General features: G+C 47.6%; 17 protein-coding genes. 11 read left to right on the plus strand and 6 right to left on the minus strand.

From position 1 onward, the window contains the following. Window positions 1-6 precede the first annotated feature (6 nt). The 4 genes from cooS (at window position 7) to H1S01_RS03530 (ending at window position 3,703) form a co-directional block, all read left to right on the plus strand. Entirely contained in the window at window positions 7-1,917 is a 1,911-nt protein-coding gene (gene cooS, locus H1S01_RS03515; RefSeq protein ID WP_188038733.1) for an anaerobic carbon-monoxide dehydrogenase catalytic subunit, read from the plus strand. Between the two features lie 12 nt (window positions 1,918-1,929). Then, window positions 1,930-2,445, plus strand: coding sequence for a 4Fe-4S dicluster domain-containing protein (locus H1S01_RS03520; RefSeq protein WP_188038734.1), 516 nt, complete (start codon window positions 1,930-1,932; stop codon window positions 2,443-2,445). A gap of 246 nt (window positions 2,446-2,691) precedes the next feature. After that, window positions 2,692-3,306, plus strand: coding sequence for a hypothetical protein (locus tag H1S01_RS03525; protein ID WP_188038735.1), 615 nt, complete (start codon window positions 2,692-2,694; stop codon window positions 3,304-3,306). Window positions 3,307-3,454: 148 nt separating this feature from the next. Then, window positions 3,455-3,703: a hypothetical protein gene (locus tag H1S01_RS03530; protein ID WP_188038736.1), complete on the plus strand. Its 249-nt coding sequence runs from the start codon at window positions 3,455-3,457 to the stop codon at window positions 3,701-3,703. Between the two features lie 72 nt (window positions 3,704-3,775). Here the strand turns inward: H1S01_RS03530 and H1S01_RS03535 are convergent, their stop codons facing one another. Then, entirely contained in the window at window positions 3,776-4,453 is a 678-nt protein-coding gene (locus H1S01_RS03535; RefSeq protein WP_188038737.1) for a hypothetical protein, read from the minus strand. 377 nt (window positions 4,454-4,830) lie between these two features. Continuing rightward, entirely contained in the window at window positions 4,831-5,610 is a 780-nt protein-coding gene (locus tag H1S01_RS03540) for a basic amino acid ABC transporter substrate-binding protein (RefSeq protein ID WP_188038738.1), read from the minus strand. A gap of 207 nt (window positions 5,611-5,817) precedes the next feature. Here H1S01_RS03540 and H1S01_RS03545 point away from each other — a divergent pair, with 207 nt between their 5' ends. The 3 genes from H1S01_RS03545 (at window position 5,818) to H1S01_RS03555 (ending at window position 11,016) form a co-directional block, all read left to right on the plus strand. Then, the gene (locus tag H1S01_RS03545) at window positions 5,818-5,976 is read left to right on the plus strand and encodes a hypothetical protein (RefSeq protein WP_188038739.1); all 159 of its coding nucleotides are present in this window, start codon (window positions 5,818-5,820) and stop codon (window positions 5,974-5,976) included. 95 nt (window positions 5,977-6,071) lie between these two features. After that, window positions 6,072-7,112 (plus strand): HD-GYP domain-containing protein, encoded by a 1,041-nt coding sequence (locus tag H1S01_RS03550; protein ID WP_188038740.1) that lies wholly within the window; start codon window positions 6,072-6,074, stop codon window positions 7,110-7,112. Window positions 7,113-7,308: 196 nt separating this feature from the next. After that, window positions 7,309-11,016 carry a chemotaxis protein CheB gene (locus tag H1S01_RS03555; RefSeq protein ID WP_188038741.1) on the plus strand — a complete coding sequence of 1,236 codons (3,708 nt, stop codon included), beginning with the start codon at window positions 7,309-7,311 and terminating at the stop codon, window positions 11,014-11,016. Window positions 11,017-11,166: 150 nt separating this feature from the next. On the opposite strand, the gene H1S01_RS03560 is transcribed toward H1S01_RS03555, so the two are convergent. Beyond that, complete coding sequence (locus H1S01_RS03560) at window positions 11,167-12,645, minus strand: long-chain-fatty-acid--CoA ligase (RefSeq protein ID WP_188038742.1); 1,479 nt, start codon at window positions 12,643-12,645, stop codon at window positions 11,167-11,169. 187 nt (window positions 12,646-12,832) lie between these two features. Here H1S01_RS03560 and hcp point away from each other — a divergent pair, with 187 nt between their 5' ends. Further along, window positions 12,833-14,116 (plus strand): hydroxylamine reductase, encoded by a 1,284-nt coding sequence (gene hcp / locus H1S01_RS03565; protein WP_188038743.1) that lies wholly within the window; start codon window positions 12,833-12,835, stop codon window positions 14,114-14,116. Between the two features lie 90 nt (window positions 14,117-14,206). Here the strand turns inward: hcp and H1S01_RS03570 are convergent, their stop codons facing one another. The 3 genes from H1S01_RS03570 to H1S01_RS03580 all read right to left on the minus strand — a co-directional run bounded on the left by H1S01_RS03570 (window position 14,207) and on the right by H1S01_RS03580 (window position 17,275). Continuing rightward, complete coding sequence (locus tag H1S01_RS03570; protein ID WP_243236940.1) at window positions 14,207-14,950, minus strand: ferritin-like domain-containing protein; 744 nt, start codon at window positions 14,948-14,950, stop codon at window positions 14,207-14,209. Between the two features lie 140 nt (window positions 14,951-15,090). Further along, window positions 15,091-16,377, minus strand: a complete 1,287-nt coding sequence (locus H1S01_RS03575; protein WP_188038744.1) for an FAD-dependent oxidoreductase — start codon at window positions 16,375-16,377, stop codon at window positions 15,091-15,093. Window positions 16,378-16,555: 178 nt separating this feature from the next. Next, window positions 16,556-17,275, minus strand: coding sequence for an FCD domain-containing protein (locus H1S01_RS03580; protein WP_188038745.1), 720 nt, complete (start codon window positions 17,273-17,275; stop codon window positions 16,556-16,558). 204 nt (window positions 17,276-17,479) lie between these two features. Between H1S01_RS03580 and H1S01_RS03585 the strand changes: the two genes are divergently transcribed. From H1S01_RS03585 to H1S01_RS03595, 3 genes are all read left to right on the plus strand, one after another. Beyond that, window positions 17,480-18,712, plus strand: coding sequence for a DUF445 family protein (locus H1S01_RS03585; protein ID WP_188038746.1), 1,233 nt, complete (start codon window positions 17,480-17,482; stop codon window positions 18,710-18,712). Between the two features lie 12 nt (window positions 18,713-18,724). After that, entirely contained in the window at window positions 18,725-20,005 is a 1,281-nt protein-coding gene (locus tag H1S01_RS03590; RefSeq protein ID WP_188038747.1) for a DUF445 domain-containing protein, read from the plus strand. Between the two features lie 115 nt (window positions 20,006-20,120). Further along, complete coding sequence (locus H1S01_RS03595) at window positions 20,121-22,046, plus strand: MASE3 domain-containing protein (RefSeq protein WP_188038748.1); 1,926 nt, start codon at window positions 20,121-20,123, stop codon at window positions 22,044-22,046. Window positions 22,047-22,062 lie beyond the last annotated feature (16 nt).

Genomic DNA, 22,062 nt, shown 5'->3' on the forward strand with positions numbered 1-22,062 from the left:
GTTAGTATGGATACAAGATCCGTTGATTTAGCTGTACAAGAGATGTTAGAAGTGGCGTTCCAAAATAAAATTGAAACTGCTTGGGACCGTTTAAATTCCCAACAGCCTCAGTGCGGCTTTGGTGAGTTAGGTCTATGCTGCCGGAATTGTACTCAGGGCCCCTGTCGAATCGATCCTTTTGGAGATGGACCTCGAAAAGGCGTTTGCGGCGCTGATGCAGATACGTTAGTTGCTCGCAACTTGGCCCGGTCTATTGTCGCCGGAACAGCCTCACATTCAGGGCACTCCAAACACTTGGCTCATGTGCTAAAAAAATGGGCCGATGGGAAAGCGCCTGATTATCCGGTGAAAGATGAGAGGAAACTTTTGGCCGTCGCCCAGCGTCACGGGATCGAGGTAGAAGGAAAGGAAATTAAGACGATCGCCCGCTTGGTGGCAGAAGTGGCCTTGGAAGATTTTTCGGAACGAGAAACTCCCATTGCTTTTGCAAATCGGACGGTCACGAAAAGTCGAGCAGAACTGTGGAATAAATTCGGTATCAACCCTATAGGCATCGATTCCATCATCGCGGAAATGATGCATCGTACGACACTTGGTGTAGATGCTGATGCGAACAATCTGTTGTTAGGAAGTATAGCTGCGGGGATCGCTGATTATGCGGGGTGCCACATGGGAACCGACCTATCTGATATTCTTTTCGGAACCCCTACTCCTGTATTTTCCGAAATGAATATGGGTGTGTTGGATCCAAAACAGGTGAATGTAGCCCTCCATGGTCACAATCCGGTCCTTTCGGATTTATTAGTTCAAGTGTCGCGAGAGATGAGAGAAGAGGCAAAAATGGCCGGTGCGACAGGCATAAATCTCGTCGGTATCTGCTGTACCGGCAGCGAAGTGCTCATGAGACACGGTGTGCCATCATGTACGCACTCCGTGTCTCAAGAGTTGCCGATCCTCACTGGTATTCTGGACGCGATGGTGGTGGACTATCAATGCGTATATCCGTCCATCACGACCTTAGCCGGTTGTTATTCTACGAAAGTGATTACGACCATGTCCATGGCCAAAATTCCCGGAGCAATCCATATTGAAATTCATGAGGAAGATGCCTGGGAAAAGGGGAAAGAGATTCTCCGGCTCGCGATTGCAGCATTTAAAGAACGGGCTGGTAGATCCTTTCACGTTCCTCAATGCAAAGAGAAGGTGATTGCCGGTTTTTCCACAGAAGCGATCGTCGCTGCTCTTGCCAAGTTGAACCAAGAAGAACCATTACAGCCTTTGATTGATAATATCGTAAATGGAAACATACAGGGGATATGTTTGTTTGCTGGATGCAATAACGTGAAGGTTCGTCAAGATGAAAACTATATCATTATGGCGAAGGAACTGGCAAAGCGAAATGTGCTTCTGTTAGCTACAGGATGTGGCGCAGGGTCTCTCGGTCGCCTCGGTTTTATGAATGGAGAGGCGACAAAGGCCTACGCCGGGGAGGGGATGAAGGCTGTCCTGTCCGCAATCGGAGAGGCCAATGGGTTAGAGGGTCCTCTTCCACCAGTTTTGCATCTGGGATCATGTGTAGATAATTCTCGGGCTGTTGATATTGCAGTTGCCATCGCGGAAAAATTGGGTGTAGATACGGATATGCTGCCTGTTGTCGCTTCAGCGCCCGAGTACAAGACGGAAAAAGCTTTTTCTATCGGGACTTACGCCGTCGCGCTCGGTTTCCCCACGCACCTTGGAATGGTTCCACCTGTTGTGGGTTCTAAACAAGTGGTTAAAACCTTGACCAAAGATATTAGGGGAATTACAGGCGGGTATTTGATCGTGGAGACAAATCCCTTGGAAGCTGCGAAAAAACTGTTTCTGGCCATTCAAGAGCGCAGGGCAGATCTTGGGCTCTCGACCCGTCTTTGGTAGGGGGGGATGACGATGGCAGGAAAGATAGTTGCTAAGGTGGAACGGTGTATCGGATGTAAAGCTTGCGAACTTGCCTGTGCTGTAGCTCACAGTACAAAGAGATCGGTTGTCGAAGTGGTCTTAGCTGGAGAACTTCCCAAAAAACGAATACAAGTCCATCAGGTGCCCGGAAAAAAGGTCCCCTTGAACTGTAACCATTGTACCAACGCGACTTGTATTGACTACTGCATAACCGGTGCCATGCACCGCCGTAATGACGGCATTGTGACAAATGAAGATGGCCCATCGGAATGCAATGGATGTTGGATGTGTATCATGAGTTGTCCCTTTGGTGCTATCATTCAAGATGAAGAAACTCACAAACCCATTAAGTGCGATCAAAACTGCTTGCGAAATCATAAAATCCCCCGCTGTGTGCAAGCGTGCCCGACGAAAGCGTTGCTATACTGGCAAGTGGACGATTTGAAAGCGCAAGCCATCAAAAACGCGAAAAATAAAATAGATCAGTTGTACAATCATAATTCTTGAAGTGTAAGAAATGCATGAGGAATAAGAACTAAATAATAAGGCGTTTAAGAATTCTAACTCACTAGGTTCTTAAACGCTTTTTCATTGGCGTTGATGCTATATATTTTTGGTTTCCGGATGGATTCAACATGTCCAAAACCTTTTGTTTGACAAATTAAAGGAATTTGACTGAAAAAGCGGAATATTAAGAATAATGATGCTCTGGTCTAACTAAGCACTAAGAATAAGAAGATAAGAGGTGGTGTTATGGCAGTGGTAGAACGTCAATATTCGGCTCATCCTACAATCTTATCGCCTCAATTATGGCTCGGACGTTCGCCGCTAGACCCTGCTAAAATCAATCCCGTCACCAATACGCCTCAAAACAAACCTTTCGGTGGCTTTTGGACTTCTACCTATCATGAGACCCTCATGTCTGATTGGGTTCTTTTTTCCTATACGCATGAGACTTATTGGAAGGGAACGGCGTTAGAGGCTTGGATTGTTATGGCCACCCCCGATGCTCGGGTATACAGGATCGATGGCTATTATGACTTTGAAGAACTGCTCTGTCGGTATCATGTCAATCCCGGTTGGAACGGCCCCTTTATCCCTGCTAAAAGATTTAGTGAAATCTATTCACTGTTTTGTGGTGAATTGCCGATGGGGAAGGCGAAGCTGGACTTTGAGGCGATCAGCCGAGATTATGACGCTGTCCACCTGACCGAACGAGGGTTGTCAGAGACAAAGTATGGGTATCCTTATAACCTTATGGGATGGGATGTAGAAAGCACGCTTTGGTTTCGTTGGTCTTTCTCACGGGTCGAATACCTGGGGAATCTCTGTACAAATCCATTGAGAATCGTTGCCCCGGACAGATGATTATTTAAAGTTTACAATGATTCACGAAAATAGCTTGTTTCAGATAGATGGGCAAGGAGGATTTTTTACTTCTTTGCGGAAAAGATAATGTGAAAGAAATATTTAGAACTGAACGGCATGCGAAAAACGCGAAAATGGAGGGGACACAATGTTAGGTCAAATGGACTTGCTAGAAGAAGTGAGACATCAACGAATCGAGGATATTTTGGCCGCATCCCCAGTGTTTCTTTGCCGGTTTCTTGGATTATCGGACCATCCCTTAGCACCGATGCTTTTAACGGGGATGGATCTCGAAGCGATGATTGAAGACGCTTTGGAACAGATGCCAGAAGAAAAGATCGCTCTTTTCTTAACAGAACTGAAAGAAAAGAAACCTGTCTCATTCACCTATTTATAGACTAGAATCCCAGATAGTAAAGCAAAACGCCCCCGGAGATCTTGTTCTCCGGGAGCGTTTTTTGCGTAAAAATTATTCGGCTGTTTCTTCCCCGACGCCTATTTCTTCTGTTTCCGTTGTTTCCGGAATTACTTCTGGTTCGACATCTGGAAAAGCCGGTTCAGTTTCCTTGATTTCTTCCGGAATTTCAGTGGCGCCTTTTTTTATTTGTTCATATTCCTCGATGAGTGCATTGATTCCTTGGAACAGGGCATCTTTTCCATAAAGAAAACGCATCATACTGGGGACATCTTCTTTTATGTTCGTAACGGTGATTTCCTTACCATGTTCCTCTAAAAGACGGAGTTGTTCGAAGATGGTGTTTTTAATCTCTTCTTCGGTGCTTCCCCAACGAATCCGGTTGGGTTTGACTTTAACCGGTTCAACTACTTTTTTACGACGTCCCCGACGAGGTGCTTCCATAGTCTCGGCGGTTTCCGAATCTTCTTCAGCGGCCAAAGAGGTAGTAGTTTCTCCGAGTGTGTCAACCAGGTTGCTTTGTTCTTGCTTTTCTACTTGGATTGTGGTCTGAAGATCTTGTAAAACATTACGTACGGAAGCTAATTCGCTGACCACAGGGTCGAGGGCACGGTTTACAAGTTCTTGGGCCATTTTAAATGCAAATTCTACGGACTGACGATAGCGTTGATAATCTGCATCTAATTGCTGTAATGCCTTATCTTGAGGGGACAACTCTTCCAGTTGACGCATGTGGAATACCGTCCTTTACCTAGTTTTTTAAGTATATTATATATCAAAAGCGGCGTATTCAAAACATTATTTTTATAAATTTATAGAAAATTTTGTTGCAACGCCTATCCTACAATTGCCTTGTCTGTAAGGAATGTAGGGAAACATATAAGTGATACAGGGATTTCGACTTTGATGGTGAAATTTCGAGATTATAAGACACGAAATGTTATGCAAAAAGATAATAGTTCCGTTAGTATAGTTCGGTGTAGTGGACAATACCATAATGAATAAACTTACGTTAACTTGAAAAAATGGTTAATAGTAACAAGTTCGTCATTCTAAATAAAAGGTGCGTCAGTTGAAGGACTGACGCACCCAAGGCTCATTGAGCTAATTTATTTCTCTCCCAGATATTTTGCAGCCAATTCTTTAATCTTGCCTTTTTTCTCCAACTTATCAAGCGCTTCGTTCACTTGTGTCTGCAGTTCCGTATCACCTTTACGGAAAGCGAAACCGTATTCTTCTTTCACAAAACTGTTATCGTCAAGAAGGACTAATTGAGATTCGGGGTTGCTCAATAGGTAGTTTTGAACGACCGGCTTATCAGCGACCACAGCGTCCAGTCCGTCGATCCGTAATGTATTCAGGGCGTCGAGAACGCTTTCAAAGCGTTTGATATGGGGATCCCGGTTGCCCATCAACGTTTCAACCACATCTTGTCCGGTTGTTCCGTTTTGGATGCCCACATTCTTACCTTTTAGGTCAGAAAGGTTTTTGGGAGAGGAACCTTTTTTGAGGACAATGGCCTGAGTAGCCTCAAAATACGGTTTTGAAAAGTCTACACTTTCTTTTCGTTTTTCCGTAATTGTCATGGCCGAAGAGACCATATCGATATTTTTGTTATTCAGGGCAGCGATAAGTCCGTCGAAGGGGATATTCTGAATTTCGACCTCTGCGCCGATTTCCGCACCGACTTCTTTGGCGAGTTCAATATCGAATCCGATGATGTCCCCCTTCTCATTTCGCCACTCGAAAGGTCGGAAGGACGCTTCAGTTCCAACGACGATTTTCTTCGATGGAGTGGTCGGGGTTGTGCTCTTTCCGCAACCCGTCAAGGTCATCAGTAGTCCGGCCGACACCAAGGCCGCACAGACAAGGCGCATCCATTTTTTCATCCGTTTTTCCTCCGTCTTAGGGTTTGTATATTCGTAAAAGATACAGGCGCAATTATACAATTAGGTGAATAAAATCACAACAACAAGTTTTAAATTGCGAAAATCAAGAATATTTCACCAGAAGTTATTAAGGGTTTGTGTTAGCGTTCACGATAAAATGAATAAGGGATAGGAAAAAGGCGAGGTTGCCAAAAGGAGATGAATGCCATGGAAGGCTTACGTATCATCCCTATTCTCCCTGCCGCATTCCCTAAAAACCGAGATTGTAAAGAAAAGAAGAGAGAAGAGGCGGGGAATAGAGGGAAGTTTAAACCTTTCTCCCAGGTCCTTGAATCGGCGATTCGAAAAGACAGAAAAGATCATTAAACAAGAATTCTTATCTTAATAAACTTGTTTACTCTGTATTTTTTCTCCTATAATATATAGAAAAGGTTAGCCCCTAATCAGGAGGATCTGGCGGAATGATACGTATTTCTACCCGTCTAGTTGAACCAGGTGCAGTCTTAGCCAGACCAGTCTATGACGGGCGAGGTAATATACTGCTTGCCCCAGGAGTGACATTGACGTCAAACTACCTTAGAAGGTTGGAAAGTTTAGAGATTGGTTCCATTTACATTGAAGGCCCTTTTTCAGACCTCGTTAACTATGAAAATGCACTTTCAGACAGGATATATGTCGAAGTCATGAAGAATACTAAAAAGCTCGTGGATGTGCTCGGTTCAACTCGAACCCATTCGGACCTGTCGGTGGCGAAAAAGTCTGTAGAGCTCATCGTCGATGAACTTTTGCGCAATCGAGGAACATTGATCGATGTCAATGCCCTTCATGACTACGACGAGTACACTTTTACCCATTCTGTATCTGTCTGTGTATTATCCATCATTATCGGTTTACAGAAAGGTCTTTCCCGGCAGGAACTGTACATTCTAGGAATGGGCGCCTTGCTCCATGATATCGGCAAGACGAAGGTGCCTCTTGAAATATTGAACAAACCAGGAAAATTGACCGAAGAAGAATGCACAATTATGATGCAGCATCCCAGCCTGGGTTTCGACTTACTGCGTAAGAATTCGAACCTGCTTTCAGCGCATGTGGCCTTTCAGCATCAAGAAAAGTTCAATGGTACAGGGTATCCAAGAAACCTTAAGGGCGAAGATATTCATCTTTTCGCACGGATTACTTCGGTGGCGGATGTCTATGATGCATTAACATCCAAGCGGCCCTACCGCTCGCCGATCACAGGGAATAAGGCTTACGAGTATCTTTTGTTACAGTCGACGAAGCAATTCGACCCGGAAATCATCAAGCTTTTTACGGAGACTGTCGCCATATTTCCGAATGGAACGATGGTGCAGCTATCCAATCGTAAAAAAGCCCTGGTCGTCAAACAGAATTCAGGAAATCCGTTGCGGCCCATCGTTTGCTTAATTGAAAATACTCAAATTCTGGATACGATCGACTTAACCGAAGAGCAACACTCGGGCTTGCAGATCGACGGGTAGATAGTTAGTGAAGACGCAGAGCGTCTTCTTTTTTTTATCTAAATGGGGATGAAGCAGGAATTCTGCTCTGCAAGGCGAATTGAGGGTTAATAAAAGAAATAACTAAGATTATACAAATATTAAACAAGTTTAATGATATAACGCTTTTTGTTACTTTGGGGTGCTTATGTTGGGTTGGCAGAGAGGGGGAGGATTTATGGCGGACTATGAATTAGAAGAGCAAAAACAGGAATTATGGGTACTGGCAATCGGTGCTTCGGCAGGGGGATTGCGAGTGATTCAGGAGGTGCTGAATCGATTAACACCAGACAAGAATCTGGTTGTTATCGTTGTCCAACACTTGTCTCCCCGGTATCCCTCCCATTTGACGGCTATATTGAAACGGTCTTCGCAGATGGAAGTCAAAGAAGCGGTACACGATGAAACTATTCAGGGAGGCACGATTTATGTAGCCACTCCCAATCATCATCTCGTCCTGCACGGAAACCGGATTCATTTGGACGCCGAGTCGGAAAAAGTAAAATTCGCCCGGCCTTCGATTGACGTTCTTTTCGAATCGGCGGCAGAGGCCTATGGGACCCGGGCAATTGGGTTAATCCTTTCCGGTACCGGATCGGACGGGAGCAACGGGATTGTGGCTATCAAAGAGCAGGGCGGCTTTACCATTGCTCAGGACTCGTCGAACAACCTCTATAATGCCATGCCCCAAAATGCCATCAATACGGGAGCCATAGATTTCGTCCTTCCTCTGAATGAGATCCCGAAGATTGTATCCCAGATCATGAAAGATCCTGAGTCGGTTCGTAAGGAACTGACCCTGGATGAACATAAGGAAATCGCCGAAATGCTGCGGGAAAAGCTCAATGTAGATGTGCTGAATTACCGCCGTTCCACCTTCAAGCGGCGGGTGCGCAAACGGATGGCGCAGCTTCACGTAGGTTCTGTTAAAGACTATATCGAACATTTAAAATATCAGCCCGAAGAACTAGAAATGCTTCATGATGATCTTCTCATCAACGTGACCCAGTTTCTGCGCGACGAGGCGGCCTATCATTCTGTGCGTGTCAATTGCCTGGAACCGATCATTGCCCGGATGAACAACGGTGAAGGACTGCGGATTTGGTCGGTGGGGTGTTCCACCGGAGAAGAAGCCTACTCGATGGCCTTTATGGTCGCCGATATTCTGGAAGAGCAGAGGAAACAGTTGGAAGTCAAGATTTATGCGACCGATTTGGATGAAGCCGCGATTCTGGAAGCCCGTCGCGGGCTATATAATGAAACCCGGGTTCGAACCCTGCCGGAAGGGTATAAAGAAAAATACATGATCGCCTGCGGCGATTTTTACAAAGTGAAAAAAAATATCCGGGGATGGGTCATATTTGGTGTCCAGGACATCACGCATTCGGCACCCATCGCCAAGGTGGACATCATCGTCTGTCGAAATTTATTGATTTATTTTGAGAAAGAGTTGCAGAAAAAAGTTCTGACCATGTTTCATTACGCTCTGAATCCTGGTGGATATCTGTTTTTGGGCAAATCGGAATCGACATCGGTCGTGCCTGAGTATTATGATGTGGTGGACCGCCGGTGGAAACTGTACAAGGCACGTCCCGTTCCCGGTAGGCGTCTGACCTATGTGAAAAGCCGGAATAGTTGGGCTGATGCTCCGGTGGGGAGTAAGTTGAATCTCCGTCATGCGGCAGAAATCGCTCTGGAAAACATGCCGACGCCGGTAGTTGTCCTAAATGAACAGATGGAAGTCGTCCTCTATAATCGGCGGGCTGAAGAAATGTTGGCGGGCACAGGTATCCAAGTAGATAAAGGGAAATTGGATCGAGAAACAGCCATATTTCAACTACTCGGTAAAGAAATCATCGATCAGTTGCGCGATAGTTACCGAACCGATTTAGTTCCCAGTTTTCAGGAGATCTCTGTTCCTTACCGGGATGTGAACCGGAATTACGGGTTGACGGTGGTGCTGGACAAGGACGAAGAACAGTTGCCGATCATGATGCTTCTCTTTACCCCGGTGGCTCGCCGGCAGCCCAATATCGGTTATTTCTTGGACCGGGAAATGGACAGTATGGAGAAGGAACTGGAAGATGCGCTCTCCTTGGCGGAAGAACTGCAAGCCACGAATGAGGAACTGGAGACGACCAACGAAGAGCTACAGGCGGCCAACGAAGAGTTGGAAACGACCAACGAGGAACTTGAATCGGCCAATGAAGAACTGGAGACGACCAACGAGGAGCTAGAGGCGGCCAACGAGGAACTGGAGACGATCAACGAGGAGTTGGAAGTGCGCACGTTGGAGTTGCAGTCCGTATCTGCATTAAAAAACAGTGTGCTGTCCAGCGTGAACGTAGCCGTGATCGCCTTGGATTTGGAAGGTCGTGTGCTGGAGTGGAACCACGCCGCCAGCGATTTGTTTGACATTCCCGATACCAAGGCGATTAACCGCAATCTTTTTGGACTTCCCGTTCCGCCCATTTTTAACGAGTTGAAAAACCATCTGGAACAACTCATTCAGGGGGAAGCCACATCAATTGACCGTACGGTCATCCCCTGGCGCAACAAAACACTCAATGTGGACTTTGTTTCCTTGCATAGCGAAGAACTACAGGTCATGGGCGTTTTAATTGTGGCCTACGATATTACTGAACAGTATGATCTGCAAAGCCGGTTGCAGCAAACACTACAAACGGAACGGCAGTTGACGGAAGAGCTGACGCTGGCCAAGGCCGACGCCGAGCGGGCCAACCATATGAAAACTCGATTTATCGCCGAGCTGTCCCATGATTTGCGCAGTTCCTTAAATGTCATTCTTGGAGTCAGCCAGTTGGGCACCGACACAACGGCTGAGGCGGCTCACATTTCCTCCGAATTTCGTGATGAGATTGCCAGTTATTTTGATATGAACCGGAAAGCTGCCGACAACCTGAACAACTTGATGACACAGGTTCTCGAACTGTCTTCCATCGAGTTAGGAAAAAAAGCCGTCGAGAACAAGGTCTTTTCCGTGGACCAGTTGACCGATCAGGTGGGTGCCGTAATCAGTTACAAAGCCCGGCGGGCAAAGGTGGTATACCGTGTCGATAACCGGATGCCGGTGCATTATCTGGTGGAAAGCGACTTCGGTAAAATATGCCAGATACTCTTAAACCTTTTGGACAATGCGGTGAAGTATTCCTTGCCCGGTGGTGAGGTGATTTTTTCGATATGGAAAGACAACGACTCTTTTCGCATGGAGATTCGTGATTTTGGTATCGGCATGAATGAAGAGACGGTAAAACATGTCTTTGATGCCTTCTATCGGGCGAAAGGCGTGACCAAAATCGCCGGCTCGGGGTTGGGTATGGCCATTACCCAACAGTTGGTGAAAACGTTGCAGGGACAGATTGTGGTTGCGTCAAAAGAGGGTTCGGGAACGACGGTCGCCGTATCCTTGCCTGTTCGCTACCTGGAAATGCCTTCTATACAGGAATCGCCGGGTACGTTCAGCTTAGAAATGTTAAAGGATCGGATAGCTGGGGGGAACGTGTTGCTCGTCGATGAAGATCCCGCATCCATTATGTTGCTGAGCCGGGTCATTGGACTTCTGGGAGGCAAGGTCACCGTGGCCCGAGGTGTGACTGAGGCGATAGAGGCCGCTCAACAGTTGCCGCCTGATCTGATTTTGATGGAATACGACTTCCACGATGGGGAAGCTCGTGAGATCGTAGGAGGAGTGGCCAAAATCGCCAACACCAGCCCACCGGCGATCTTGGTCACCAGTGACGTGTTCCAGTTAAATCTGACCGATGAGTGGCGCACCTATGCGGAAGAACTGCTCGCAAAGCCCATATCGATCAATGATCTCTATGCTTGCCTTTGGAGGGTTCTCGAAAAGAACCGTATGGTTTGATCATCTCGAAGGATATAGCGAATTCCAACAAACCGTAATCAATGAAAAAGGAGGCGGCCATTCTTGCCGCCTCCTTGTATTTACGAAAAGATAAGAAACTCATACTGTGTGAACCCGGTCAGGCTATCAATAAATAACACTTGTCACCAACTAGTGTTTTAGATTTCGCAATTCTTTCTTCAAAATCTTTCCTGTAGCATTTCGCGGCAGCGCCTCCAGTTCGATGATCTCACGAGGCAACTTGTAAGTGGCCAGGTTTGCCTTCAGGAATGACATGAGTTCCTTCTTATTTATGACAGTGCCATCTTTCGGTACGACGAAAGCTTGGACCGCTTCACCGCGAGTCTTGTCTGGAACGCCGATGATGGCGGCTTCCTTAATACCAGGGTGTTGATAAAGGATCTCTTCGACTTCCCGGGGATAGACGTTGAGCCCGCCAACGATGACAAGGTCTTTCTTACGGTCGACGATGTAGATGTACCCCTCTTCATCGGTATAAGCCAGATCGCCCGTATAGAGCCATCCATCCCGGATGGATGTCGCCGTCTCAGCGGGGAGTCCGAGGTAATCAGACATGACGTTGGGACCCTGGCAGATTAGTTCCCCCACTTCTCTCGGACCGACTGCTTGCGATTCATTATTGACGATTTTCACGTCCACGTCCTGAATCGGCAGACCGATGGAGCCGGGTTTGGTGGCGTCGACCGGGTTAAAGGTCACCACGGGCGACGACTCGGAGAGACCGTAGCCTTCGACGATAGACTTTCCTGTCTTTTCATAAAAGCTGTTGATGATCTCGACAGGCAGGGAAGCTCCTCCGGATACAAAGAGACGGACTCCCGAGAAATCTTCCGGTTTGGCGATGGTGGTGTAAATGCCGTACATGGCTGGTACCCCCGTCACGACGGTAACGCCCTGTTCTTTAATCATGGACAAGACTTCTTTCGGCAGAAAGGACTCCATGATGGTGATGGCGGCGCCATTTAACAAAGCTGTAGTGACACAGCAGGTCCAGGCGAAGCTGTGAAACATGGGAAGCACACATTGGAAGTTGTCTTCGGCAGAGGCGTGAATCGTATTGGTGTAGGATCGGGCGTTGCTGATTAAGTTCGAGTGGCTAAGGACAGCGCCCTTCGGTCGACCGGTCGTACCTGAAGTGTATAGGATGACACAAGGATCAGACGGTTGGACAGGGATCGACGGCAATTCGGAAGGGGTGGAGGCGGAACTGTCCTGGGCCAATACTTCTTTGATGCGGGGAAGATACAACTGTACCGGTAAGTCGGAATCATTTAGTTCAGCACTAGCGAGTTCTAACTGCTTGTCCGAGATCACATGGTTCACCTGGGCGTCACTCAGGATATAGGCTATTTCACGAGGACGAAACATGATATTTAAGGGAACAACAACGGCGCCCAAACTGACGATACCTAAATAGGAAAAGAGGAAGTCAGAAGAATTTCGGCAAAACAGACCTACCTTGTCCTGGGGGCGGATCCCCTGAGTATAAAAATACCAGCGGAAACGGTCGACCATCTGTTGGAGCTGGCCGTAGGTAAATTGCGCGTTTTTTTCGAAAACGGCAATTTTATCAGGTGCACCGCAATGGATCAACTCATGAACTAACAAGTGGATAATCCCTCACTTCATTTCGTTGTCTATCTGGAGTCTACTTTAGCATCGGCTGGGACAAGAGAGCAATGTTAAAATTCACATATTTTTTGAAAGCGTGATAAAAATCACAGAAGCTGAAAAAAGAATTCGCTATTATATTAGTAAGTTAGTTAGTTATTAAAACGAAAGGGGACCTGGAAACATGTTTTGTTATCAATGTTCGCAAACCCTAAAAGGTGGATGCACCAAAATCGGTGTCTGTAGAAAAAATGAGGATATAGCCAGCTTGCAGGACACAATCATCTTCGGGCTAAAAGGGGTCGCCGCCTATGCGGTACACGCCCGTGAGTTGGGATATTCCGATGCAGAAGTAGACGCTATCACCCAAGAAGCTTTATATATGACGCTGACCAACTCCAACTTTAATCTGAATGAACATGTAGGCATGGCCTTAAAAGTAGGTGAAGCGACGGTCAAGGTGATGGATCTGCTCGATCGCGCCCATACGGATAAATTCGGCATTCCAGTTCCGGTTACCGTATCGTCCGACAAAATCGAAGGCAAGTCCATTCTCGTCACGGGGCACAATCTACATGCCTTGTTGGAACTGCTCAAGCAGACCGAGGGAAAAGGAATCAACGTCTACACCCACTCAGAAATGTTGCCGGCCCACGGCTACCCTGAACTGAAAAAGTATACCCATTTGAAGGGGAATGTGGGTAAAGCTTGGCATGATCAGCGCAAACTTTTCGAAGATTTCCCCGGCGCCATCTTAGGCACAACGAACTGCCTGATGCCGATTCGTGGCAGCTATTCTGACCGCATGTGGACTTATGGCACCGCCGGCCTTGAAGGGGTCCAAAAGATCGAAAATGATGACTTCACAGCGATCATCGAAAAAGCGTTAGCCCTGCCAGAAGCTAATCAAGAATCTGACAAAGTGATGACAACAGGATTCCATCATGTCAATGTGTTGGCACTGGCGCCGCAGATCATCGAAGCAGTAAAAGCCGGAAAAATCCGCCGCTTCTTTGTCATCGCCGGTTGTGACGCGCCCATCAAAGAACAAAACTACTACCGTGAACTGGCTTTGAAAGTTCCGAAGGATTGTGTCATCATCACTACTTCTTGCGGTAAGTTCCGTTTCAATGATATTGATTTCGGTGATATCGACGGAATCCCTCGCTATATCGACCTGGGTCAGTGTAACAACTCGGGCTCTGCCGTCAAAATCGCCTTGGCTTTGGCCGATGCCTTCGGATGCGGTGTCAACGATCTGCCACTGACGATTGTTTTGAGTTGGTTTGAACAAAAAGCTTGTGCGATTTTGTTGGGACTCTTTAGTCTAGGTGTGAAAAACATGTACCTCGGCGGACGCCCGCCTGAATTCCTTACAAGCAATGTGGTGAACGTCCTCGTCAATACCTTTGGTTTGAAACTCATCGGAAATGTGGACGACGATCTGAAAGCCATGCTCGGAGAATAAAGCTTATGTAAAAAAGAAAACTCACCGGTCAGTAAAAAGCCGGTGAGTTTTCTTTTTCGATCCGGCGAGAAGCAGCGGCAGGAAGTGAGACTATTGCAGCTTCGAACCGGAGTGGAAGGGGCGGTCGCCTGAGATATCTTGCCGGTGATCGAGCAAGTGGTGCATCCCTCTTACCAGCGTATCGTCTTCCAGGACGCTGTAGAGGTGGTAGGCTAGATCTTCCCGGTCTCGCAACACCTCTTCGAGCACTTCTACCGTACCGAAATCTTTGAGATCATGGGCACGTTGAATTTGCATCCGCATCATTTCCTGGATCTTGAGTTCGTGTTCCAGATCGTTGCGCAGGAAGTCCCGTATGCTGTAGCGGCCTTCTACCTCGTGTTTGATATAAGACAATTCATGCTGCGTCACCGGATGGGCTGTGGGGACACCACCTAACCGGGTCACTCGCTCACCGATCGCATCGATATGGTCGTTCGTTTTTTCGCGGTGTTCATTGAGCAATTCGTGAAGGCTTAAAAAAGCTTCTGCACCTTCCGTCATCCAGTGATGTTTGTTGTACTGGTGCAGGGCCACTGTCAAAGCGCATTGATGATCGTCGAGCATCAATGCCATTTCCAATCGCACTTCATAAGGCAAGCCGATGCCGGCACCGATCTTTTTGACCGTACGCGGTTCTTGTCGCAGGATCATGTCATGGCTGGTGCTGTGTCCAGGCATTTGCGGATTGAAGCCAGAGGCTTGCAGGTTAAAGCCGCCTCGGAAGTTTCTCGCGTTGGTCATTGCAGCGACTAAATCTCGCGGCGTTTGATTATGGGTGAGATCGGAACGCATGAATATCCCTTCCTTCCGGTGGTGTTTTCGGTCGGTCCTAGTATTCCCGAAAGAATATATTTTGTATGAAAAACAAAAAAGGCCGGTTTTGACCGGCCTAAGGGTGAGAAAAGGAGGGGGATGGAGTGATACTAGAGGGCTTACACGAACTGAATGGATGCTCCGAAGATATTCAGTAAACCGGCATCTTCGATCTTCTTTTGAATAGCTGTCACATCGGTGCTGTAAAGACCGAGTTTTTTCATCCGTTCAAAATAGACAGAGCCAGAAAAGGTATATTTTTTGCCAAGGCCTTCTTCCGTTTGCATCTGCTCTTTCACATGAGCGATCGCATCGCCGATAGCCAAGTTTGTCGGCAGCTCTAGTAGTTCCTTGCCTTTTACGAAGCGGACGGCGTTGTGTCCGGCTAAGGAACCGGTGACGATCGCTTCTGTATGCCCTACCAGCAGGCCGGCTTTTTCACCGGCACAGAAAAGGTTGTCCACACCATCGACTTTCAAGGCGTTGCTCCGGGGGGAGAGAGCTAGGTAGCGCATCGAGTTGCCGATGCCGCCGGAATAGGGGTCTTCAAAGCGGGCATTTTCAAATCCAGGAACCTGACGAAGCTTGTCCAGCGGGTAGTAAGGGGACATGAGTTTGGCATGACCTGTATCTAAAAGGATGATGTTCTCGGCGAATTCTTTGAGTGCATACTGTTGGCAGGCTTTCATACCTAAGCTGTCACTTTTTTGCAGTTTAGCTGGAATGGGAATGACAGAGACACCCTTCTCGTTCAATTCTTCGACGATTTCTTCAGCGAGGGATTCTTTATGCAGCTTACAAGAGCCGGACATGGCACCGACGGTACCATCGGCTTTCCTGCCCATAATCTCAGTCACACCGGCCTTGGCGGCGATGCTAACGCGCCCGCCGAAGGTAGGACAGCGAAGAATGCACATGGCACAACCGTTGCCGAATTTGCTGCAATTCCCCATAGGTCCGGCGCTACCGGTCGCCTCAATGAAGACATCGCCACGGATCTCTTCGCCTGAGTCAAGGACGACGGCTTCAACAGTTTCAGCGCTCATCTTCACATCTTTGACACGAGATTGAAAACGCACATGGACGGCTAATTTATCAAGGACACGGCGGACGGCTGGTTCGATTCTGGCTACATCATAGAGGGTAGCGTGCTTATGACCGGGAAATTCCATATTCTTGTGTCTCGCCGTTTCATCAACAGCCATAAAGAGTTCAGGCGCTCCGAGGGCGATCGCTTCTTCAGTGGCAGTGAAGCGGCCATTGTTGCGCATGATCCCGCCAACGAGTCCAGTACCTAAGAGCATGTCTGTCCGTTCGAGAACCAGCACGTCTGCACCTGCTTTGGCCGCAGTGACAGCGGCACCGCAACCGGCCCAACCGCCTCCGATGATAACGACTTTAGCCACGATGGTTACCTCCATAATTTGTGTATTCGGCAACTATTGGGTACTCATCGGTGATGAGCGACTGATGAGATAAATATTCTCCTTTGAATCAGGAATTCCTGCAAAATCAAATATTTTTTGTGACTGTTCCCGCAATTACATTTTTCCGAAAAAAGCAGGTGCGACATGGAACGACAGATCAGTGGCTTTTCCAGTACAAAGTGACATCACGGGTGACGTTTTCCATATGGCTGATCATAGCAGAACGGGCTTTGTCAGGGTTTTTTTCTTTGATTGCTTCGAAAATACGGAGATGGTCATCAATGATGTTACCGTTGACTTCTTTGCGGATAAATTCTAGGGTGGGGGAACGACGGCCCGATTGGAGAATCAGATCCATAGCTTTTTCCAAGACGCGATTCCGGGAAGCGCGAGCTAAGAGTTGGTGAAAGTGGATGTCCTGTTCTACACCGTATTGTCCACGCTGACGATGAAGTTCATGGTGAGCAAGTACCCGTTCCATGGCGTCGATCTCTTGGGAGGTGATGTGTGTCGCTGCCAGGGCGGCGATTTCGCCTTCAATAGCACGGCGAGCCACCAGCATGTCGAGCATATTTTTTTTATTTTCCGGGCTTAAGGTCTCTTCCAGTTCCTTACGAATCGTGGAATGTTCCCGGCGGTGCTTTAACTCACAAAGCCGCTCATAGCCTTTTTGCGTTAAAGTACGGCCTTGAAAGCCTTTTTTGACCGTGTAGTCCTTCTGATCCAGCTCTTTCAGAATGCGACCAATGGTGGCCTCACTGATCGCCAAACCTCGATCGGCCACCAACTGCCGGATGCTTCCCGAACCTATCGGCTCATCGTTGATATGGATGACCGATAAAACAGCCTCTTCCTGCGCTTCTTTACGGGTTAGCAAGCCATCTCCCCCCTTTTTGGTTCACGTTTATAATAACAGGTTTTTTAATCATAGGATAATTACAATCAATGACCAAATTATGTCGACGATAGCATTATTTTTACCATAGGCCTTTTTGCGTTACAATGGGGTTGTAAAAATGTTTATAATTAATAAGAAAGAGCTTAAACGATAGAAAGACCCGAATACGGGGGGACGATTTGAGTGAACAACCGTCACAAAGCGACCTTTCTGCTGTTTGTCGCATTTGTCGGCTTTTTGGGGAGTTATCCCTTTCATGCATCTTTTGCCGGCGGACTTATCGCCAGCACTTGTAGTGCAGCTCTAATCGGAGGGTTAGCCGATTGGTTCGCAGTAACGGCTCTCTTTCGAAAACCCTTAGGGATTCCTTTTCGGACCGAGATTATCCCCCGTAACCGCGAGCGGATTTTCGAGGCGCTCATTCATATGGTCGAAGGGGAACTGTTGACGAGGGATAATATTAAAGAGCAATTAAACCGATATGATCTGACAGAGTTACTCTTCGGACACATCTCTGACGCACAGCAAGGAGGGGACGTAACCCGCTTGCTAAGCGCCAAGGTGATCCAATGGGCGGAACATCCCCGAGCAGTCGATGTCTTGGAAGAGGCCATGAAGATACTCTTCATGGAGGTTCCGTTGGCACCAGTACTGGCTGGCCATATCGAGTCGGCCCTGGACAAAGGCCTCGCGGGAAGATTGGTCGATTTGGCTGTCGATGAATTGAAAGATCTTATCGGTCATCCAGCGGTGACGCCGGAAGTGATTCGCTTAATCAAGGTGGCCAAACAAAACTATGAGTCAGGGATGAAACGGCGCCGCTTTTTCAATGAAACGATTCTAGGGATGACACCGGAAACGTTAGCTGTCCGCTTACAGAAGGATATGGAGAAGTTTTTGGAGGGAATTCATGACGCCGATAATCCTCTACGCTTACGGTTGCTGCTACGCATTCAGGAGTGGGCAGAAGATCTGCGAAAAAACCCTTCTCGGCAGCAGAAAGTGGAAGAATGGAAAAAAAGGCTGATGGAACGATTGCATTTGCGTCCCATGCTGGAAGAGATCATTCAGGGGGTCCACGATCATAGCAACGCGGTGACCGAAGAGGAGCCAAAATGGTTAAAACTTCTGCGCAGCCGGTTAATAAAGTTAATCGCTGAATGGAAAGGCGACAAAGATCAGCGGCAAGGACTGGAGCGGGTGATCAAAGAATTTCTTTTTCTCTGGATCGATGAAAAACACGGAGAGATAGGAAAACTGGTGGAAGAAAACCTGCAGCGAATTTCCGATGGCGAACTAGTAGAACTGATCGAATCGAAGGCAGGGAATGATTTGCAGATGATCCGGATCAACGGTTCTCTCGTCGGCGGTTTCGTCGGTTTACTCATATTCCTGCTCACTTTTTGGATGCCATGAGGGTGAATGCATATGAGATGGAAAAAAGCAGATATCATTTTGGCTGCTTCCGCAGCGCTCTTCGCGCTGTTCGTTCTTTTGCGATATGTCTATCCTCACGCTTTTTGGATTCGATTCGGCTTCTTTACGGCGGAAGCGGCACTAGTCGGTGGGATTGCTGATTGGTTTGCCATAACGGCACTCTTTCGCCGCCCCTTGGGGTTTTCCTGGCATACGGAATTGATCCCTCGGAATCGAGAAAAGACCATCGAAGCGATCGTAAAAGTGGTAGAAAAGGATCTCTTGAGCGCCGAAGTGTTGAAGAATCGTTTGGCCCATGTTCACCTTGTTGACGGGATAATCGATTGGGTGGAAAAGCGCCGAGGACTGTCCTATTTTGTTTCAATACTGCACCAATTGCTTCGCGAAGGAATGCTCTCGTTAGAACCGAAAGTCCTGGCCCGTTACTTAGAAAGACCCCTCAAGGAAGAGCTGCGAAAAGTATCCTTAACAGGACAGTTGATCCCTCTACTTCATGGGGCCCTCGAACAGGGAGAGGTGGATCGGTGGCTCGATGATGTGCTCGATGAGTTGATTCGAATCGCCGAAAAGCCGGAGACACGAAAGGAGATTTACCGGCTGGTTCGAAACACTGAAAAGAGCCAAGTGGAAGGGTTGCTTCCGGCCCTCGTTTTGACGACAGCGTTACTGACGAACAGCTACAATCCATCTGCTGCTGCCAATTCCATGCACCGTCAACTCATCGATACGCTGTGGGATCTTAAAAATGTTGATCATCCCTTGCGTCGCAAGATCAAAGTACTTATCGCCGAGAAGCTCGACGATGTAGCGGTCCGAAGTGATTGGGTGGAAGCCCTTGAACATTGGAAGCTGCAGTTCATCGACCGTATGCGCTTGGAAGACCTGATCCGCCAGTTGATGGCTCTACTAAATGATGAACAGTCGGAAGAAGAGAGTACTTCCTCTTCGTGGTTGCAAGGCCCTGTGGAGCGTCTTTGGCTCTTTTTTAAGTCAAAAAGGGAACTGCAAGATCAGCTTGAGTCGCAGATTAAAGATACCTTGTGCAGCATCATCGAAAGGGAACATAAGCTCGTTGGGCAGATCGTTTATGAGGTATTACGTTCCTTTACAAACGACGATTTAAACCGCTTTATCGAAGAGAAAGCAGGTAATGACCTGCAGTGGATACGGATCAACGGTTCGGTCGTCGGATCTTTGGTCGGAGCCATGCTCTTTTTACTTTTGGAATTTGTCTATCAGCCATTGATTGTTCCGCTCATTCGATCTTGGTAAGAATGAATGATTTAGAAGAATAAATATCTTTTTATGCACAAAGGAGGAAAAAATAACCTTATCAAGGAACCTATTAAGACAAAAAAACAAAAATCCATCGAAGGGGGAGGGGATTGTGGAAACGTTTCCGGTCTTGTCAAAAGTTTTCCCGGCTTTTGGCAATCGTCGCCTCTCCATTGCTCCCTTGACGGTGGGTGCCGCTTGTCTGATCTTTTTGCTCAGTCGAGTCTTTGGGCTAGATGATTATCTTCAGCTTCAACCTGCTGTAGCCCTTCCCATCCACATCGTCGCTGAGGGAATGGCCATTCTCGTCGCCATGTTTGTTTTCTCCACGATTTGGCATACGAAAGACAAGGCGACTTCCTGGCAGATTCATACTGGTCTGGCCTTTTTAACAGTTGGTTTGCTCGATACGATACATCTGCTTACTTATCCGGGTATGCCCGGTCCCTGGACAGCGGATCCTCGGCTGTCGGCATTTTTCTGGACTGTTACCCGGTTCATGTTGGCTGTGTCGATGATGTCGGGGCTATTCATCCCGTCGATGGAACGACGGCCTGCTGCGACAGTCTATGTGGGATTGCTCTGGATCGGAGTTTTTGTATTTACTACGATCTATGTGGGACGTACTGTTCTGGACCATCTTCCAGTCTATATGGAAGAGAATGAGAACTCTTTTTGGAAAATGGCCGTCGAGGGGATTTTGATTCTTCTCTATGGGCTTTCGGGATACTTTTACTGGCTGAGAAAAGATGAGGCTTCAGTTAACCATCAAGGGGATCTGATCGCCGCTGGCCTCGGATTATCGGCCCTAACAGAACTGTCCTTTATGTTATTCAACCTGCCCTATGACACTATTAACTTGTCTGGCCATCTGTTGAAAATAGTGAGTTACGCCTTTTTCTATAACGCTATTTTCATCAGTCAAGTTCAGAGTCCCTTTGAAGAACTCGCTCGCCGCCGTGCAGAGCAGCGGGTACGGACAGTGGCGTTGATGAATTCATCAAAGGATGGATTGGCATTTTACAGTGGAAAACATGGGGCTTGGATGTGCAATACCGCTTTCGGTGAATTGTTCGGCATCGACGAAGAAGTGATCAATTTCGATAACACTGATTTGTTCTATCGATCGATTAAAATGAAAATTAAGGAGACCGAGAAGCTCCTTGCCTTGCTGCAATCGGAACTAAGCAGCGGTTCCGTCAGTCCTCTCGGACCAATCCGACTGTCTATGCAAGCGGAGACAAACCGCCAGGTCGATATGTATGCGAACCCTGTCCAAACAAATGACCAAAGGGTAGGCTGGTTACTCATCTTTCGCGATGTGACAAAAGACGAAGAGGTTCACCGTTTGCGCAGCGAGTATTTTTCCGTCGCCACCCATGAGATACGTACTCCCTTGGCCAGCATCGACGGGTACATAGAACTCGCTATGGAACCGGATCTGGAACCGAGCGAACGTAAGCAGTTCTTGCTCCAAGCCAAGGCGAATCTGGAACGTTTGCACCATCTCGTTTCCAATATTCTTGATTTGGAAAAACTACAGGCCAACCCAGCCCACGCACGCCGTCAATGCTTGAACATAGAAACTTTACTTATGCCACAAATCGAAAACTACAACTTGCTTGCCGCGAAAAAAGGGCTGGAGTTTCATGCTCAGATTGACGCTAATCTCCCGGGAATCTACGGTGATGAAGTTCGCCTGGGTCAGGCTGTCAGCAATCTCCTGTCGAACGCGATTAAATACACCCCTTCCGGAAGTTGCGGAATTAAGGTCTCGGCAGAAGGGAAAATGATCGCAATTGAAGTTTGGGATACGGGGATCGGACTGGGACCGGATGAAAAGGCCCACTTGTTTGAGCGTTTTTACCGCGCTGAAAACGAGGTCACCCGAAGGACGATCGGAACTGGACTGGGGTTATCGATTGTCAAGGCGATTGCCGAGGCTCATGGAGGTAGAATTGAAGCGACCAGTCAATCTGGACGGGGGACCAAATTCACGATGCACCTGCCTGGCTGTAACTGTGAGAAAAGCGAATGATGATAATCGTGGCCGT

The organism is Heliobacterium chlorum, from assembly GCF_014502795.1.
GTDB classification, from domain to species: domain Bacteria; phylum Bacillota; class Desulfitobacteriia; order Heliobacteriales; family Heliobacteriaceae; genus Heliobacterium; species Heliobacterium chlorum.

Bases quoted from the DNA above. Each gene is read 5' to 3' on its own strand.
- cooS (WP_188038733.1), top strand. From the start codon at position 7: ATGGATACAAGATCCGTTGATTTAGCTGTACAAGAGATGTTAGAAGTG.
- H1S01_RS03520 (WP_188038734.1), top strand. From the start codon at position 1,930: ATGGCAGGAAAGATAGTTGCTAAGGTGGAACGGTGTATCGGATGTAAA.
- H1S01_RS03525 (WP_188038735.1), top strand. From the start codon at position 2,692: ATGGCAGTGGTAGAACGTCAATATTCGGCTCATCCTACAATCTTATCG.
- H1S01_RS03530 (WP_188038736.1), top strand. From the start codon at position 3,455: ATGTTAGGTCAAATGGACTTGCTAGAAGAAGTGAGACATCAACGAATC.
- H1S01_RS03535 (WP_188038737.1), bottom strand. From the start codon at position 4,453: ATGCGTCAACTGGAAGAGTTGTCCCCTCAAGATAAGGCATTACAGCAA.
- H1S01_RS03540 (WP_188038738.1), bottom strand. From the start codon at position 5,610: ATGAAAAAATGGATGCGCCTTGTCTGTGCGGCCTTGGTGTCGGCCGGA.
- H1S01_RS03545 (WP_188038739.1), top strand. From the start codon at position 5,818: ATGGAAGGCTTACGTATCATCCCTATTCTCCCTGCCGCATTCCCTAAA.
- H1S01_RS03550 (WP_188038740.1), top strand. From the start codon at position 6,072: ATGATACGTATTTCTACCCGTCTAGTTGAACCAGGTGCAGTCTTAGCC.
- H1S01_RS03555 (WP_188038741.1), top strand. From the start codon at position 7,309: ATGGCGGACTATGAATTAGAAGAGCAAAAACAGGAATTATGGGTACTG.
- hcp (WP_188038743.1), top strand. From the start codon at position 12,833: ATGTTTTGTTATCAATGTTCGCAAACCCTAAAAGGTGGATGCACCAAA.
- H1S01_RS03570 (WP_243236940.1), bottom strand. From the start codon at position 14,950: ATGCGTTCCGATCTCACCCATAATCAAACGCCGCGAGATTTAGTCGCT.
- H1S01_RS03590 (WP_188038747.1), top strand. From the start codon at position 18,725: ATGAGATGGAAAAAAGCAGATATCATTTTGGCTGCTTCCGCAGCGCTC.